The sequence below is a fragment of the Micromonospora sp. PLK6-60 genome (assembly GCF_019890675.1).
Taxonomy (GTDB): domain Bacteria; phylum Actinomycetota; class Actinomycetes; order Mycobacteriales; family Micromonosporaceae; genus Micromonospora.
This window is the reverse complement of sequence record NZ_JAIOAA010000006.1, coordinates 25,317-40,790: the sequence shown is the minus strand read 5'-3', so window position 1 is coordinate 40,790 and position 15,474 is coordinate 25,317. Positions and strand designations below refer to the sequence as shown.

Annotated in this window: 16 protein-coding genes and 1 tRNA gene; 10 read left to right on the top strand and 7 right to left on the bottom strand. The window is 71.8% G+C overall.

What is annotated here, in order from left to right:
• Nucleotides 1–12: 12 nt before the first annotated feature.
• The 4 genes from K7640_RS13565 to K7640_RS13550 all read left to right on the top strand — a co-directional run bounded on the left by K7640_RS13565 (nt 13) and on the right by K7640_RS13550 (nt 4,413).
• Nucleotides 13–498, top strand: a complete 486-nt coding sequence (locus K7640_RS13565) for a hypothetical protein (protein WP_374198089.1) — start codon at nt 13–15, stop codon at nt 496–498.
• 183 nt (nt 499–681) lie between these two features.
• Nucleotides 682–2,430: a glycosyl hydrolase gene (locus tag K7640_RS13560; protein ID WP_222955168.1), complete on the top strand. Its 1,749-nt coding sequence runs from the start codon at nt 682–684 to the stop codon at nt 2,428–2,430.
• Between the two features lie 372 nt (nt 2,431–2,802).
• Complete coding sequence (locus tag K7640_RS13555; protein WP_308042544.1) at nt 2,803–3,885, top strand: DNA-binding protein; 1,083 nt, start codon at nt 2,803–2,805, stop codon at nt 3,883–3,885.
• Between the two features lie 21 nt (nt 3,886–3,906).
• Nucleotides 3,907–4,413 carry an NUDIX hydrolase gene (locus K7640_RS13550; RefSeq protein WP_222955166.1) on the top strand — a complete coding sequence of 169 codons (507 nt, stop codon included), beginning with the start codon at nt 3,907–3,909 and terminating at the stop codon, nt 4,411–4,413.
• A 64-nt stretch (nt 4,414–4,477) separates the two neighbouring features.
• Here K7640_RS13550 and K7640_RS13545 read toward each other — a convergent pair whose 3' ends face one another.
• Both K7640_RS13545 and K7640_RS13540 read right to left on the bottom strand, forming a co-directional pair.
• A complete protein-coding gene (locus tag K7640_RS13545) occupies nt 4,478–5,176 on the bottom strand; it encodes a hypothetical protein (RefSeq protein WP_222955165.1) in 699 nt (232 codons plus the stop codon).
• Nucleotides 5,177–5,240: 64 nt separating this feature from the next.
• Nucleotides 5,241–6,209, bottom strand: a complete 969-nt coding sequence (locus K7640_RS13540; protein WP_222955475.1) for an NAD(P)-dependent alcohol dehydrogenase — start codon at nt 6,207–6,209, stop codon at nt 5,241–5,243.
• Nucleotides 6,210–6,412: 203 nt separating this feature from the next.
• On the opposite strand from K7640_RS13540, the gene K7640_RS13535 reads away from it, so the two are divergent.
• Nucleotides 6,413–7,087, top strand: a complete 675-nt coding sequence (locus tag K7640_RS13535) for a TetR/AcrR family transcriptional regulator (protein ID WP_222955164.1) — start codon at nt 6,413–6,415, stop codon at nt 7,085–7,087.
• A gap of 92 nt (nt 7,088–7,179) precedes the next feature.
• Here the strand turns inward: K7640_RS13535 and K7640_RS13530 are convergent.
• Nucleotides 7,180–7,266 (bottom strand) — tRNA-Ser (locus K7640_RS13530).
• A gap of 75 nt (nt 7,267–7,341) precedes the next feature.
• On the opposite strand from K7640_RS13530, the gene deoD reads away from it, so the two are divergent.
• The 3 genes from deoD (at nt 7,342) to K7640_RS13515 (ending at nt 9,263) form a co-directional block, all read left to right on the top strand.
• Complete coding sequence (gene deoD / locus K7640_RS13525) at nt 7,342–8,049, top strand: purine-nucleoside phosphorylase (RefSeq protein ID WP_222955163.1); 708 nt, start codon at nt 7,342–7,344, stop codon at nt 8,047–8,049.
• A gap of 111 nt (nt 8,050–8,160) precedes the next feature.
• On the top strand, nt 8,161–8,799 hold the full coding sequence (locus K7640_RS13520; protein WP_222955162.1) for a TetR/AcrR family transcriptional regulator: 639 nt from the start codon (nt 8,161–8,163) through the stop codon (nt 8,797–8,799).
• Nucleotides 8,796–9,263 carry a thioesterase family protein gene (locus tag K7640_RS13515; protein ID WP_222955161.1) on the top strand — a complete coding sequence of 156 codons (468 nt, stop codon included), beginning with the start codon at nt 8,796–8,798 and terminating at the stop codon, nt 9,261–9,263. Before K7640_RS13520 ends, K7640_RS13515 begins: the two co-directional genes overlap by 4 nt.
• 104 nt (nt 9,264–9,367) lie before the next feature.
• On the opposite strand, the gene K7640_RS13510 is transcribed toward K7640_RS13515, so the two are convergent.
• The 4 genes from K7640_RS13510 to K7640_RS13495 form a co-directional block, all read right to left on the bottom strand.
• Nucleotides 9,368–9,814, bottom strand: a complete 447-nt coding sequence (locus K7640_RS13510; RefSeq protein ID WP_222955474.1) for a nucleoside deaminase — start codon at nt 9,812–9,814, stop codon at nt 9,368–9,370.
• 205 nt (nt 9,815–10,019) lie between these two features.
• Nucleotides 10,020–10,556: a tRNA adenosine deaminase-associated protein gene (locus tag K7640_RS13505; protein WP_222955160.1), complete on the bottom strand. Its 537-nt coding sequence runs from the start codon at nt 10,554–10,556 to the stop codon at nt 10,020–10,022.
• A 127-nt stretch (nt 10,557–10,683) separates the two neighbouring features.
• Nucleotides 10,684–10,851: a hypothetical protein gene (locus K7640_RS13500; protein ID WP_222955159.1), complete on the bottom strand. Its 168-nt coding sequence runs from the start codon at nt 10,849–10,851 to the stop codon at nt 10,684–10,686.
• An 81-nt stretch (nt 10,852–10,932) separates the two neighbouring features.
• Entirely contained in the window at nt 10,933–11,319 is a 387-nt protein-coding gene (locus K7640_RS13495) for a hypothetical protein (RefSeq protein WP_222955158.1), read from the bottom strand.
• 107 nt (nt 11,320–11,426) lie between these two features.
• Between K7640_RS13495 and K7640_RS13490 the strand changes: the two genes are divergently transcribed.
• Together K7640_RS13490 and K7640_RS30810 are read left to right on the top strand one after the other, a co-directional pair.
• The gene (locus tag K7640_RS13490; RefSeq protein ID WP_222955157.1) at nt 11,427–12,221 is read left to right on the top strand and encodes a M23 family metallopeptidase; all 795 of its coding nucleotides are present in this window, start codon (nt 11,427–11,429) and stop codon (nt 12,219–12,221) included.
• 264 nt (nt 12,222–12,485) lie between these two features.
• Nucleotides 12,486–15,440: a glycosyl hydrolase gene (locus K7640_RS30810; protein WP_222955156.1), complete on the top strand. Its 2,955-nt coding sequence runs from the start codon at nt 12,486–12,488 to the stop codon at nt 15,438–15,440.
• The last annotated feature ends 34 nt before the right edge of the window (nt 15,441–15,474 follow it).

Genomic DNA, 15,474 nt, shown 5'->3' with positions numbered 1-15,474 from the left:
ATCGCCACGCTGCTGGTTGCCGCCTCGGCGGCCGGCAGCGGCGTCCAGGCGCCACGAATCACCACACCCGCCGGCAACACCGAGGTGATCGACCTCAACGGCGTGACCGGGGTGGAGTTCGGCGACAGCGAGCAGGAACTGACCCGGCGCGGGGTGCTCCGCTCCGATGTGGACGCCTGCGGTCCGCTGCTCGCCGGGCACGGCTCGGTCAGCCCGATCTTCGTCGACGACCGACTGGTGCTGCTCTGGGCCGACGACCCGATGAGCACCCCGGAGGGGATCGGCGCCGGCACGCCGGTCGCCGAGGTCCGGGCCCGCTACCCGTCGGCGATCCGGCTACGCGCCCCGGCCGGGACGTACCGGTTCGACGGCCTGCTCGCCCGCAGCGGCGACCGCGCCTACCTGTTCCTCCACGATGGACGGGTCGTGCGCGAGACCATCGCCGGGTACGCCGACTGGGCCCACCGCCTCTTCGACGAGGGCTACAGCCCGTGCTGACCGTCTTTACCGGTTAACAGATCCCATCGATGTATCTATGCCTCGCTGGGGAATTGACAAGTTAACCGGTTAAGCCGACCATCGTGAATATCTTCGCTGGGTCGAGCGCCGGGGGCAACCGGCGGCCCGACCCGTCCGGGCGGCGAGGACTCCCCGCACCCACCACCCGTACGGGAGATCCTCATGATCCGACGCACCCGCACGCGGGCGTGCCTGGCCGGGGCGGCGGCAGCCGTCACCGCGCTGGCCACCGCCCTCGTCACCACGCCACCCGCCCAGGCCGCCGCCGGCGCCTGCTCGGTGACCTGGCAGGTCACCAACGACTGGGGCGGTGGCGCCACCACCAACGTCACGATCACCAACACCGGCGCCGCCGTGACCGGCTGGACGCTGGGCTGGGCGTTCCCCGGCAACCAGGTGATCGGCGACATCTGGAACGCGACGAAGACCCAGTCCGGGGCGAACGCCACCGCCACCAACGTCTCGTACAACGCGAGCCTCCCGGCCGGCGGCACGGTCAGCTTCGGCTTCAACGTCACCTACAGCGGCTCGAACCCGGCCCCGACCGCGTTCACGCTCAACGGCGCGGCCTGCGGCGACACCACGCCGGGTCCGAGCCCGACCGTCAGCCCCGACCCGACCGGCACCCCGAGCCCGTCCGACCCACCCACCGGTAACCTGGCGTTGAACCGGCCGGTCACCGCGTCGTCGACGGAGAGCCCGAACGCCGCCGCGCAGGCCGTCGACGGCAACGGCGGCACCCGCTGGTCCAGCCTGTACAGCGACCCGCAGTGGATCCAGGTCGACCTGGGCGCCACGTACCCGATCAACACGGTGCGGCTGCGCTGGGAGGCCGCGTACGGTCGGGCGTACCAGATCCAGACCTCGACGGACGGCGCCACCTGGACCCCGGTCTTCAGCACCACCACCGGCGACGGCGGCACCGACGACGTCACGCCGGCCGGGGCCAGCGGCCGGTACGTGCGGATGGCCGGCACCGCCCGCGGCACCGCCTGGGGCTACTCGCTCTATGAGTTCGAGGTGTACGCGGTGAAGCCGCCCACCCCGCCCGGCCCGGACTGCGGTCAGGCCCCGGCCGACCCGCAGGCGAACTCGAAGGCCCGCAACCTGATCTGCTACCTGCGCACGCACACCTACGTCAGCGGCCAGACCGACCTGCCGGACGCGGACAAGGTGCAGCAGCTGACCGGCCGCTACCCGGCGATCGTGGCGTTCGACTTCATGGAGTACACCCGGGGCAGCATCCAGACCCAGCAGGTCATCGACTGGGCGAAGGCGCGCAAGGGCATCGTGGCGTTCCAGTGGCACTGGTACTGCCCGCGCGGCGGCAACTACTCCGCGCCCTGCGACTTCCAGCCCGACCTCACCAACCCGTCGTCGAAGCTCTATCAGGACATCGACCTGGTGGTGCGGGAGCTGAAGAAGATGGGCGACGCCGGGGTGCCGGTGCTGTTCCGCCCGCTGCACGAGGCGAACAACAACTACATGTGGTGGGCGAAGAAGGGCCAGGCCGCCTACCAGCAGCTCTGGCGGCTGATCTACCAGCGGGCCCAGCTCGCCGGCGCGCACAACATCGTCTGGGTGTTCAACGGGATGGCCAGCGGCCAGGGCACCTCGCTGGCCTCCTGGTATCCCGGCGACGGCTACGTCGACCTGGTCACCTCCGACTACTTCCAGAGCGCCTCCGACTTCGCCACCACCAAGGCGGTCAGCGGCGCCAAGACCACCGGCGTGGCGGAGACGTTCAGCCCGCTCAACCCCAACTCCGACCCGGCCTGGCCGTACTTCGTGGTCTGGGCCTCGCGGGACTGGAACGGCAGCGGCAAGGACGTGGCCGGGCTCTGGCGCACCGCGATGGCCAACCCGAGGACCATCTCGATCGACCAACTACCCGACATGTCCGCGTGGTGACGCCCTGACCGGCAGGGGGCCGGGCCCGCCGAGGTCCGGCCCCCGCTGGCGTACGCGGGAAGCAGAGCGGATATGCGCGGCGCGTATACCGGACAGTGACCGAGCGAGTTGAATGAGCCGATGACCGAGACGTCGGGGCGAGCTGGTTGTGCCCGCTGCGGAGCCACGCTGGCGACTGACAACGACTCCGGACGCTGCGCTCCCTGTCAGCGGGCAGAGCGGGATCGGATCGCCGCCGCGCCCGAGGTCCCGGCCGCCTTCTGGTCCCACGAGCCACTTCGGCGCGCGCTGGCGGAGCGGCATTTCGGCCGAGCGGTCCGCGCCTACCGCCACCACCCCTACCACGGGCGCCAGCCGCTACCCCAGGCCACGGTGGCCGCCTGGTTCGGCATCACGCAGGCACAGCTCAGCCGGGTCGAGAACGGGCCGCCGGTCGTGCACCTCGACCGGCTGACGCACTGGGCTCGGGTGTTGCGGATACCCATGCATGCCCTGTGGTTCGATCTTTCCTCCAAGCCGATGGACGCTCCGTCACCCGTTGACGGGGAAACCCGCCTTCACTTGATCCGCGCACTTCGGTCCGCCGACCGGCAGATCGGCGGCAAGAACCTCTACGGCACGGTGCTGGCACACCTCGCGGCCTTCGCCGGCCCGCCGAAACAGTCACCGTCCATCCCTCGCCAGGCGCTGACGGCGGCAGCCTCACTGCATGAGATGGCCGGCTGGATGGCACATGACTCCGGGGATTCCATCACGAGCCGCCAACATTTCCGCCAGGCGTTGGCGCTCGCGGTCGACAGCGGGGATCAGCTCCTGGTCGGCCAGGTGCATGGCAGCCTGAGCCACCTCGCCTGCCACGAGGGAAACGGGAGCGCCGCGATCGCGCACGCCGCCGACGGACTCGGCACCGTCGTCGGCGAGGAAGCGACCGCCGGGGTTCGCGCCCGACTGTTCGCCTTGCAGGCGCGCGGCTTCGCGGCGGCGGGCCGCGCCCTGGACTGTCACTCTTCTCTTCGTCTGGCCGAAGCCGCTCTCGCCGAGACGGCGGCCGCGCACTCTGCCTGGCTGAGCCCGTTCGACCGCACCTCGCTGAACATCGAGGTGGCCCGGTGCCTGCTTCGCCTCGGCGACGTCACCGCCGCCCTCCGCACCCTCGACGGCGTCGTCGTCGACGAGCCCACCGCCCGGGTACGAAGTCAGGCCCTCGCCCGCCTGCTCCTGGCCACCGCGTTGGTCGGCCAGTCCCGGATCGAAGAGGTGTGCCTGCTCACCCGTCAGACCGTCGACCTCACTCACGGGCTCGGCTCCGCTGTCGTCCTCGACCAGCTACGACATCTCGCACTGCTGCTGCGGTCGCACGCCAGCCGATGCCCAGAGGTGCCACAACTTCTGGACCGGCTTCGCGACACGTTCCGGGAACGGAGTTGGGTGACGCTGCCGCTGCCAGCAAGATGACAGCCGCCGACAATGGTCGTCATGGCCGACGAGCGTCCCCTGTACGAGCGCGACCCGGCAGCCTGGCAGGCCCACCTCGCCGAAGGCAACGCGCGGCAGCCCCGGAAGCGGGTCGGTGTCGATGTGCTGCTGCGCAACGGGCGGGGTGAGATCCTGCTCGTCGACCCCCGGTACAAGCCGGACTGGGATCTGCCGGGCGGCATGGCGGAGGCCAACGAGCCACCCCACCGCACGGCAGAGCGGGAGCTTCGCGAGGAACTCGGCGTGGAGCTGACGATCGGGCCGATGCTGGTGGTGGACTGGGTGGCACCGCACGGGCCGTGGGACGACAGCCTGATGTTCATCTTCGACGGCGGGGTGCTGCCCTCTGCCGAGAAGCCGCGGCCGACGGATGACGAGCTGAACGCGGCCCGGTTCGTCTCGCTCGACGGGGCGCGGGAACTGCTTCGCCCGTACGTGTGGCGGCGGTTGCGTCATGCGGTCGACGCGCTCGGCGACGGGCGGCCGAGGTACCTGGCAGGTCCGTGATCGTTGGTAGCTGAGCAGCGTCTTCCTTTTGCCCACGTGCGCGATCTCGCGCCGACCTCATCGGTCAGGACCGGACGAGGCGCACGCCGGTAAAGAGCAGCCAGACGAGCCAGCCGGCGAACCCCAGGAGCCCGACGAAGAGCAGCGCCGAGCCGTCGGCGATCGCGAGGTTGCCGACCCCCGCGGCGAGCAGCAGACCCCCGCCCACCAGGCCCAGCAGGCGCTGCCAAGCCGGAGTCAGCCCGCTCGCGTGCGCGGCGAGGGCCGTGCCGATGAAGGTGGTGCCGAGCGTCGGCAGCGCCAGCGCGAACGCCGCCGCGTGCACCTGCCAGACGAGCTCGAACGCGGGTGTCGGCTCGGCCAGCCCGCCGGCGGAGAGCGCGAGCCCGATCTGCAGGACGTTGACAAGCACGAAGATGGCCGACAGCGTCGCGCCGGCGGCCACGGCGAGGCGCGACCAGTCGGCGCCTGCTCCGCCACCGCGCCGCTCCACGAGGCCGTGCAGACCCGTCACGAACACGAGCAGCAGCGGCAGGTACAGGGCCACCTGACCGGACGCGATCGCGACCGAGTCGCGGTTGGCCGCGTAGTAGGTCAGAACTTCCTCGATCGGAGCGCCGAAGGTCGGCGCGCCCGTTCCCGCCAGCACCGCGTTCTCTATCGCCACCGACAGCGCTAACGCGATCGCCGCGGCGCCGACGAGCCGGCCTCGAAGGAGCCGACTGCCGGCCGGCGTGGTGGCGGTGTGCTGCGGTGAGCTCATCCCTTACTCCTTCGTCTCGGTCGGATGGCGGGTTGTCGAGCAGGTTCGGATGGTCATCGGGTCGTCAGACGGTGACGACGACCTTCCCTCGGGTGTGGCCGGCCCCGACGTAGCGGAGGGCGTCTGCTGCTTCGTCGAGAGGGTAGGTGCGGTCGATGAGCGGCGTGACCTGCCCGGTCGCGAGGAGGTCGGCCAGGGTGAGCAGGTCCTGGCGCTTCCCGATCGACACGAGAGGCTTCAGTTGCTGACGGGTGAACCCGGACAGCACGCGGGCTTTGACGATCCGACCGAGGGGGCCGAGCCAGCGGCCGCCGCGTCCGCTGTTGGGGATGAGGGTGCCGGTGGGCGTCAGCGCTCGGCGGACATCCGCCAGGGGCTGGGCTTCCACGTTGTCGAGGATGACGTCGTAGCGCTTCCCGGCACGGGTGAAGTCGGTCCTCGTGTAGTCGACGACGTGGTCGACACCGAGCGACCGGACCAGGTCGACGTTGCGGGTGCTGCACACCCCGGTCACCTCGGCGCCGAACGCCTTGGCGATCTGTACGGCGAAGGAGCCCACGCCGCCCGACGCGCCCGTGACCAGCACCGTCTGGCCCGGTCGAACGTGCGCGATGTCACGCAGTGCCTGCAACGCCGCCAGGGCCGACGTGGGGACCGCTGCCGCGTCCACGACCGACAGGTTGGCCGGCACGGGCACGAGGTTGTCCGCTGGGACGCGGGCGTACTCCGCGAGCGCTCCGGCGGTGCTCCAGCCGAACACCTCGTCGCCGGGGCGGAGAGCGGTGACCTCCTTCCCGACCGCCGCCACCACGCCGGCGAGGTCCCGGCCAGGGATGCCGTGGCGCGGCCGGCGGAGCCCGAACGCCAGACGCAGCACGTACGGCTCACCGGTCATGACGAAGTAGTCGCCGGGATGCACCGAGGCCGCGCCCACCTGGACGAGCACCTCGCCTCGACCGGGGCGCGGTAGCCCGACCTCGGACGACTCGATCACTGCGGGCGGGCCGTAGCGGTGCTGGACGGCGGCCCGCATCATCGCCGCCCCGGCCGGACCGGCTCCCGGCCCCCGGCGTGCTGAGGCGTTCGATCGCTGTTCGGTTCCCATTGGAGCCTCCTCACGTCCGAGCTGCGACCCTCGCTCGCTCGTACACCGCACTTCGTACACTGTACGTCGTACGCCGTACTATGCTCGTACGCTGTACTGTTGTCAAGCCGTTCGAGGGAGCGAGGAGACCCGTGTCCGCCAGGAAGCAACGCCAGGTCGCGTCAGACGCGGGGCTCAGCAAGCAGCGGTTGGTGGTCGAGGCGATCCGGCTCGCCGACCGCGAGGGGGTCGACGGGCTGAGCATGCGCCGACTGGCCGGCGAGCTCGGCGCGGGCGCGATGTCGCTCTACCACTACGTGGCGAACAAGGATGAGTTGCTGGACGCGATGATCGACGTCGTGTTCGAGGAGATCGAGCTCCCGCCCGAGGAGACCGACTGGCAGTCGGCGATGCGACGGCGCTCGTTATCCGCCCGACAGGTTCTCGCCCGCCACCCGTGGGCGATCGGCCTGATGGAGTCGCGGACATCGCCGGGGCCCGCGCACCTCCGCCACCGCGAAGCGGTCACCGCCTGCCTGCGGAGGGCTGGCTTCCCGGTTCTGATGGCGACGCACGCCAACTGGTTGCTCGACAGCTACGTCTACGGTTTCGCCCTGCAGGAAGCCAGCCTGCCGTTCGACACCGCCGATGAATTTGCGGACCTGGCCGAGGACGTCTTCCTGCCCCAGCTTCCTCCTGACGAGTTCCCCTACCTCAACGAGTCCGCCGCGGCGCTCCTCGCCGCCAACTACGACCCGGCAGAGGAGTTCATCTTCGGCCTCGACCTGGTCCTGGCCGCCCTCGATCCCCTGCGAGCCTCCGCATAGCGCTCGGGAAGCGTGCGCCGCGACGGGTGCGACCAGAAACGGGAACGCGGTCACACCCACCAGGGGCATGACCGCGTTCCCGCAGTTCGGAGCGGTGGCGGAGGGATTTGAACCCTCGGAGGGCGTAAACCCTCACACGCTTTCGAGGCGTGCTCCTTAGGCCGCTCGGACACGCCACCGCCGACGAGGGTACAGGACCACCGGATGGGACGCCGAACCGGTATCCCGCCGGCCGGCCTGGCAGGATCTTTGCCATGAGTACGCACATCGGCGCTAAGCCGGGAGAGATCGCCGAGCGGGTCCTGATGCCGGGCGACCCGCTGCGGGCCAAGTGGATCGCGGAGACCTACCTCGAGGACGCCAAGTGCTACTCGACGGTGCGCGGCATGCTGGGCTTCACCGGGCGCTGGAACGGCGTCGAGGTGTCGGTCCAGGGCTCCGGCATGGGCATGCCCTCCGCCTCCATCTACGCCCACGAGCTGATCAACGAGTACGGCGTGAAGACCCTGATCCGGGTCGGTTCCTGCGGCGCCCTCTCCGAGGACCTGCAACTGCGGGACGTGGTGGCCGCGATCGGCTCGTCCACCGACTCGAACATGAACCGGATGCGGTTCGACGGGCTGATCGACTACGCCCCGGTGGCCGACTTCGGGCTGCTGCGTACGTCGGTCGAGGTGGCCGAGCGGCGCGGCATCACCATGCGGGTCGGGCCGATCCTGGCGGCGGACGCCTTCTACACCGACCGGCCGGACCTCTACGACACCCTCGCCGACTACGGGGTGCTGGCGGTCGAGATGGAGTCGGCGGCGCTCTACACGATCGCCGCGCGGTTCAAGGCCCGCGCGCTGACCATCCTGACGGTCAGCGACCACATCAAGACCGGCGAGAAGACGACCGCCGAGGAGCGCGAGCAGACCTTCAGCCAGATGGTCGAGGTCGGTCTCGACACCGTCATTTCCTGACCCTTTCGCAGTTCGCCGCCGCCCCGTCACCCCTCCGGTGACGGGGCGGCGGCGACCTAGCTCACAGAAATAAGTACGACCGGTCGTACTTTTTCGTCTAGGCTCCTTCGCATGACCCTCGACGGCCGGCTGGCCCGCGGCGAACGCACCCGGACCGCGGTGCTGGACGCGGCCGTGGCGCTGGCCACCGAGGCGGGTCTGCACGGGCTCTCCCTCGCCCAGCTCGCCGACACCCTCGGCGTGAGCAAGTCCGGCCTGTTCGCGCACTGGCGGTCGAAGGAGGCCCTCCAGCTCGCCACCGTCGACCGGGCCGTCGAGCAGTGGCAGGAGCGGATCATCGAGCCGGCCCTGCGCGCCCCGCGGGGCGTGCGCCGGCTCCGGGCGCTGCACGACGCCCGGATCGACTTCTATGCCGCGCGGGTGCTGCCCGGTGGCTGCTTCTTCGCCAACACCGAGCTCGAATACAACGCCCGGCCGGGCCCGGTCCGGGACCGGCTCGTCGACGCGTACGGTCGCTGGGCCGCGTTCCTCGAACGCCTGGTCCGCGAGGCCGTCGCCCTCGGCGAGCTGCCCGCGGACCTGGACGTCGCGCAGCTGGCGTACGAGATCGACGCGCTGGGGATCAGCGCCGTGATGCGCTCCCGGATGTTGGATCCGGACACCGCCTACCGGCAGGCCCGCCAGGGTCTGCTGAACCGGCTACGGACGTTGTCCCCCGAGCCGGCCCTGCTATCGGAAGGCCCGTCATGAGCCACGCCACCGCCGACCAGCCCACCGTCGAGTTCGGCCACGTCGAGCTCGTCACGGTGCACTTCGACGAACTCGACGCCATGGGCCTCCTGCACAACGCCCGGTACGCGGTGCTGCTGGAACGGGCGCTCACGCCCTACTGGGCCGACCGCGGCGTCTCCTTCACCGGCGGGCAGCTCAGCACCCCCGACGTGTTCCACGCGGTACGCGAGTTCACCATCACCTACCGGGCCCCGATCAGGGGCACCGGCCCGGTGGCCGTGCACTTCTGGCTCGACCACTTCGGGACCAGCAGCGCGCGGTACGCCTTCGAGTTCCGCTCGGTCGACGGCGCGACCCGGTACGCCGACGGCACCCGGTCCATCGTGCGGCTCGACCCGGCGACCATGCGTCCGGCCCCGTGGACCGACGCGGCCCGGGCGGTGGCCGCCACCTTGCTGCGGCCCACCACCGTGCCCGCCTGAGCACCGTCATCCCCGGCCACGGGCCCGGGCGTCGCCGGGCGGGAGCCCTCGGGTGTTAACAAGGGGCCCCGCCTCTACCGGAGGCGTTAAGAAGGGCACCCTCCTTACCGGAAGAAGGCGCGGAGGATGGCGGCGTTCTCCACTTCGAGCACGCCGCCGTAGACCTCGGGGCGGTGGTTGAGGCGGCGGTCGCGCAGCACGTCCCAGAGCGAGCCGGCGGCGCCGGTCTTCGGTTCCCAGGCACCGAAGACCACCGTGCCGATCCGGGCCAGCACCAGCGCGCCGGCGCACATCGTGCAGGGCTCCAGGGTCACCACCAGGGTGCAGTCGTCCAGTCGCCAGCGGCCCAGCCGCTCGGCGGCCCGGCGCAGCGCCAGCACCTCGGCGTGGGCGGTGGGGTCGCCGGTCAGTTCGCGCTCGTTGCGGCCGATCGCCAGCTCGGTGCCGTCCGGGGCGTAGACCACCGCGCCCACCGGCACGTCGTCGGCCGCCCCGCCGGGTTCGGCGGGCGGTTCGGGGCCGGTGACGGCGACCTCGACGGCCCGGCGCATCCACAGCTCGTGCCGCTGCTGGCGGCCCGTCCCGGTCCACGCGGCGAAGCCCTCGTCGGCGCCCGGCCCGACCCGCCTGGCCGCGCCGGGCGTCGGCTGTCCAGGGCGTACGGTGCCCAGCGCCGGATCGGTGGCGTCGGCCGGTTCGGCGGCACCCGCCAGTGGCGAGCCGCCGCCGGGCAGCTCGATCCCGCCGGACGGCGGCTCAGACCTCACGCAGCTCCTCGACCTCGTCGGCGCAGCCGAGCACCTGGCACACCTCGGTGGTGACGTCGCCCGGCAGCATGCCCTCCCGGGCACAGAGGTTGAGCAGGCGTTGCGCGGAGACGCCCAGGTCGGCCAGGAGGTCGGCGTCGCCGACCGGGTCGGCCTCCGGGTCGACGGCCGGCTGGTCGCTCTCCTCGTCACCGGCGGAGCCGCCGGCGGGGGCCACCGGCTCGTCGGTGTCGTCGAGCCCGGTCACCGAGGTCTTGAGGTCACCGACCAGCAGGGCGCCCAGCCGGGACTCCTCGGCGAGCGCCGAGTCCGAACCGAAGACCCGCAGGTCCTCGCCGTCGTCCAACCGCATGATCACCAGATAGGTGTCGTCGACCTCGACGAAGAGCAGCGACAGGTCCGCGTCCGGCTCGACGTCACGGAGGCGCTCGGCCACCTCGTCCAGATCGGCGGCACCCCGCAGGCTCAGCTCGTCCGCGGTCCAGCCGCCCTCGACGCGCACCGCTGCGGCAGCGAAGTACGACACGGTCCCCCCAAAATCGCCTCGGCACAGCACGCCGACCCGTTACGCGTGCACGTTAGCCGGTCGGGTCGGCGGGCGACCGGTCAACGCCCCGAAGGGCCGGTCATTGGCGGGAAGTCGGTGCCCGGAGTCAGCCGGCGATGCGGCGGCGGGTGGCGATCAGCTGACGCAGCTTGTCGGTGCGTACCCGCCGCGGCCGGTCCCGTTGCTGGGCCGCGCGGGCGCCGGCCAGCTCGGCGAGGAGCTGCTGGCGACGACGGCTGCGCTCGGGATCGAGTTGCTGGGTGATCCAGGCCATACGGCGAGCGTGCCCAGTCACAGCGGGTACGTCAAGATGCCGTTCGTTGCGCAGTCCGGCACCTACGGACCGTGTCGGCGGTCACCAGAGCGGCCAGTCGCCGGAGGTCGCCCAGCGGACCGCCAGCACGGCCGCGGCGATGCTCCAGCCGCCCGCCGTGACGATGGCGACCCCGGTGGCCGCTCCCCGGTCGCCGAACCGGACCAGCATCGCCGCGGCGAGCCAGGCGACGGCCCCGGCGAACGCCGTCCACCAGGCGTAACTTGCCACGTCGCGGGCGAGCAGACCGAACAGCAGCAGCCAGGCGGCGGCCAGCGCGCCGCCCATCGCGACGCCGCTGCCGGTGACCGGGTGCGGCTCGCGCCAGGTCGGTCGCGGCGGCGGCCCGGCGGGGAACAGCCCCGACGGGACCCGCGGCAGCGGGCGGCCGGTGGCCGGGTCGACCGGGTATCCGGGCTGGCCCTGCATCGGCGGCGCTCCCTTCACACAGCGTGACTACACCCGGGCGGGAGCGTCGCCGCCACGCGGGCGGCGCGGGACCCCGCTCCACCGTACTGGTCTGTCAGGATGACCGGATGCGCTCGCGATCCTCCCGACGTCGCCGCGTCGCCGCCTTCCCGGTCCTGCTGCTGCTGGCGCCGGCGCTGGCCGCCGGCTGCGCCGGTGGCGATCGGCCCGCCGCCGCGCCCACCGGCGGCTGGGTGCCGCCGAGCGGCATGGCGAGCGCCGAGCAGCCGGCACCCATGGCGACCGGGGCGACCCCGGCCGCGTCGTCTCCCGCCGCGTCGGCGTCGCGGTCCGTCTCGCCGTCGCCGTCGACCAGCCCGACCCGGGCCAATGTCCGGCGGGTCTTCCCGGTCCGGGCCGACAACGTCGACTACCACCCGACGCACTCGGGCTACCCGGGCACCGACATCTTCGCCGACTGCGGCGAGCCGGTGGTGGCGGTGACCGACGGCCAGGTGCTGGAGGTGTCCCGGGTGGACCGGTTCCGCAAGGGTGGTCCGCTGGGGCCGTACAACGGCGGCCTGTCGGTCTCGCTGCTCGGCGACGACGGGGTGCGTTACTACGGCTCGCACCTGAGCGCGATCGCCGACGGGATCGCGGCGGGCACCCGGGTACGCGCCGGTCAGGCGCTCGGCAAGGTCGGCCGGACGGGCAACGCGAACAACGTCTGCCACCTGCACTTCGGGCTCTCCCCGAAGTGCTCTGGTCACGACGACTGGTGGATCCGGCGGGGCGTGGTCTGGCCGGCCCGCTATCTCGACTCGTGGCGCCGGGGCGGCAACCGCTCCCCGGTGGCCGAGGTGACGCAGTGGCGTCGCGAGCACGGCTGCCCGAAGCAGGCGTCGTCCGCCGGCGGCGGCTGACCCCAGGCCCGACCCCAGCGCCGACCGGCCACCGCCGACCCCGACCGGCCCGACCGCCCGCGAACGACCGGGGCGGGCCGGCGTGGGAGCGCGCCCGCCGGCCGACCAAACGCGACATCCGGGCTTAACCGGTCGGACACATTGACGCGCGTCGTACCTGTGGGTAGCGTCCGGTCGTGAGAGAGCGCTCTCTCAGGTAACAAACCTCATAATTCCGACGAGCTCCGGGCCGGCCCCGACCGGCCCGGCGCATAGGAGGCACCCGTGAAACCTCCTGCACCACACCGCACCTGGGCGCTCGCCGCCACCACCGCGCTCGCCCTCGTCCTCGGCGGCCTCACCGTCGCCGCCACCACCGACGCCCAGGCCGCCTCCGTGGGGGCCGGCAGCTACACCACCGACCGGGTGGGGCCCCTCCCCGCCGGTTGCGGTGACCTCTCCACCAACCCCCGGCAGTTCGTCACCGCCGACGCGCCGTCCGGCCCGGTCCCCACCAACGACTGGTGGTCGTCCCTGCTCTGGAAGAAGACCAACTGCGCGTACAGCGAACCGCTGCACGCGCACCCGCTGTCGTACCAGACGTTCAGCGACGGCCTCGGCTTCTCGGCCACCTCCGTGCCGACCGTCACCGGCACCGCCACCGGCGTGGGCGAGTACAAGTACGCCTACGCCGAGGACTTCCGGGTCGGCGTCGCCGCCCTGGGCGCCCCGGTGGTGAAGGTCGACGGCTGGTCCGACTGGACGGTCACCCCGTACTGGAGTGACGGCGCGCGGACCATGCGCGCCACCATCGGTCACGGCCTGCCCTTCGCCTACTTCCGGACCAGCGGCGGCGACGCGGTGCTCAACCCGACCGGCGGCAGCCCGACCGTCTGGTCCAACAGCGGCGCCACCATCGGCTTCACCATCAAGGGCCACGACTACGTCGCGTACGCCCCGACCGGGGCGACCTGGTCCACCGCGAACGGCCGGATCTCGTCCACCCTGGGCGGCAGGGGCTACTTCTCGATCGCGCTGCTGCCCACCACCCCGAACACCGACGCAACGGCCCGCGCCGAACTCGCCACCACCTACGGCCGGTACGCGCACGCCCACGTCACCGGCACCCGGCTCGGCTACGCGTACGACCCGGCCGCCGGGACGGTGACCAGCACGTACGGCTTCACCACCGAGGCCCGGGAGGGCACCGAGACCCGGACCGTGGTGAGCCTCTACCCGCACCAGTGGAAGGCGCTCACCGGCGCCACCCCGCTCACCCTCACCTACCCCTCGGCGCGGGGCCGGATGAAGGTGCTCGCCGGGGTCTCGCAGTTCCGCACCGCGATGAAGTTCCACGGCGTACTGCCGGAGCTGCCCGCCGTCGCCACCGGCGCCGGCGCCGACCTCACCCAGCTGAAGGACCAGCTCGCCGCGGTGCGGGGCAACCCGATGGACGCCCGGGGCGGCGACACCTACTGGACCGGCAAGGGCCTGGGCCGGGCGGCCCGGATCGCCGAGATCGCCGACCTGGTCGGTGACGCGGAGACCCGCACCTCGGCGCTGAACGCGATCCGGTCGACCCTGACCGACTGGTTCACCGCCTCGCCCGGCAAGACCGCGCGGGTCTTCTACTACGACCGCAACTGGGGCACGCTGATCGGCTACCCCGCGTCGTACGGCTCCGACCAGGAGCTCAACGACCACCACTTCCACTACGGCTACTTCATCGCGGCGGCCGCCACGCTTGCCAAGTTCGATCCGGCCTGGGCCCGCTCCGACCAGTACGGCGGCATGGTCGACCTGCTGATCCGGGACGCCAACAACTACGACCGGACCGACACTCGCTTCCCCTACCTGCGCGACTTCGACATCTATGCCGGGCACGACTGGGCCTCCGGGCACGGCTCGTTCAACGCCGGCAACAACCAGGAGTCGTCGTCGGAGGGGATGAACTACGCCAACGCGCTGATCCAGTGGGGCCAGGCCACCGGCAACACCGCGGTCCGCGACGCCGGCATCTTCATCTACACCACCCAGGCCGCGGCGATCCAGGAGTACTGGTTCGACGCCGACGACGAGAACTTCCCGGCGAACTTCGGCCACTCCACGGTCGGCATGGTCTGGGGCGACGGCGGGGCGTACGCCACCTGGTTCAGCGCCGACCCGGAGATGATCCAGGGCATCAACATGCTCCCGGTCACCGGCGGCCACCTGTACCTGGGCTACCAGCCGGCGTACAACAAGGTGAACTACGCCGAGCTGGTCCGCAACAACGGCGGCGAACCGAACGTGTGGCAGGACATCCTGTGGCAGTTCCTCGCCCTCGGCGATCCGGACGCGGCGCTGAGCAAGCTGCGGGCCAACCCCGGCTACACCCCGGAGGAGGGGGAGAGCCGGGCGCACACCTTCCACTGGATCCGCAACCTCGCCGCGCTGGGCCAGGTCGACACGTCGATCACCGCCAACCACCCGCTGGCCGCGGTGTTCAACCGCAACGGGTCGCGCACCTACGTGGCCAGCAACATCACCGCCGCGCCGCGCACGGTCACCTTCTCCGACGGCACCCGCCTCACGGTCGCCGCCGGGAAGACCGCCACCACCGGGGCGTACACCTGGAGCGGCGGCAGCGCGACCGGCGGGTCGGACACCGGCACCCCGGGCCCGACGCCGACCGACCCGACCCCCGACCCGACGACCCCGACCCCGACGCCGACCACCCCGACCCCGACGCCGCCGCCCACCACCACCCCGCCGCCGACCACTCCGCCGGCCTCCTCGCCGACGCAGTACCTGCTCAGCGGTGGGGCGATGGGTGCGGCCGGCGCCTCGGGCAGCACCACGGTCACCGGCGCCGGGGGCGCCAACTGGGACGGCACCCCGCACAACCCGACGGTCTTCACCTCGACCGGGCTGAACCTGGCCTACAACGGCGGGCAGACCACCTTCGACCTGTTCCTCGACGCCAACCAGGCGGTCGGCAACGGGGTGCAGGCACGGGTGTCGTACGACCTCACCGGCGACGGCACCTTCGACCGGGTGGAGACGTACCGCTACTTCCCCACCGATCCGGTGCCCGGCTGGGAGCACTACACGCAGAACCAGGGGCTGCTCGCCAGCAGCGGCACGCTGGGCAACCTGCGCAACGGCACGGTGAAGGTGGAGGTCTGGTCCGCCATCGGCGTCAACCCGTCCACCGTCGGCACCGGTGACCGGTCGGTCGTCAAGCTGCCGTACTCCTGATTTCCCACGCACCACCACCCCCGCGCCGCCGGTC

What these genes read in the sequence shown, in the direction of transcription:
- K7640_RS13560 (WP_222955168.1), top strand. Translation starts at nt 682, where the DNA reads ATGATCCGACGCACCCGCACGCGGGCGTGCCTGGCCGGGGCGGCGGCA.
- K7640_RS13550 (WP_222955166.1), top strand. Translation starts at nt 3,907, where the DNA reads ATGGCCGACGAGCGTCCCCTGTACGAGCGCGACCCGGCAGCCTGGCAG.
- K7640_RS13545 (WP_222955165.1), bottom strand. Translation starts at nt 5,176, where the DNA reads ATGAGCTCACCGCAGCACACCGCCACCACGCCGGCCGGCAGTCGGCTC.
- K7640_RS13540 (WP_222955475.1), bottom strand. Translation starts at nt 6,209, where the DNA reads ATGCGGGCCGCCGTCCAGCACCGCTACGGCCCGCCCGCAGTGATCGAG.
- deoD (WP_222955163.1), top strand. Translation starts at nt 7,342, where the DNA reads ATGAGTACGCACATCGGCGCTAAGCCGGGAGAGATCGCCGAGCGGGTC.
- K7640_RS13520 (WP_222955162.1), top strand. Translation starts at nt 8,161, where the DNA reads ATGACCCTCGACGGCCGGCTGGCCCGCGGCGAACGCACCCGGACCGCG.
- K7640_RS13515 (WP_222955161.1), top strand. Translation starts at nt 8,796, where the DNA reads ATGAGCCACGCCACCGCCGACCAGCCCACCGTCGAGTTCGGCCACGTC.
- K7640_RS13510 (WP_222955474.1), bottom strand. Translation starts at nt 9,814, where the DNA reads ATGCGCCGGGCCGTCGAGGTCGCCGTCACCGGCCCCGAACCGCCCGCC.
- K7640_RS13500 (WP_222955159.1), bottom strand. Translation starts at nt 10,851, where the DNA reads ATGGCCTGGATCACCCAGCAACTCGATCCCGAGCGCAGCCGTCGTCGC.
- K7640_RS13495 (WP_222955158.1), bottom strand. Translation starts at nt 11,319, where the DNA reads ATGCAGGGCCAGCCCGGATACCCGGTCGACCCGGCCACCGGCCGCCCG.
- K7640_RS13490 (WP_222955157.1), top strand. Translation starts at nt 11,427, where the DNA reads ATGCGCTCGCGATCCTCCCGACGTCGCCGCGTCGCCGCCTTCCCGGTC.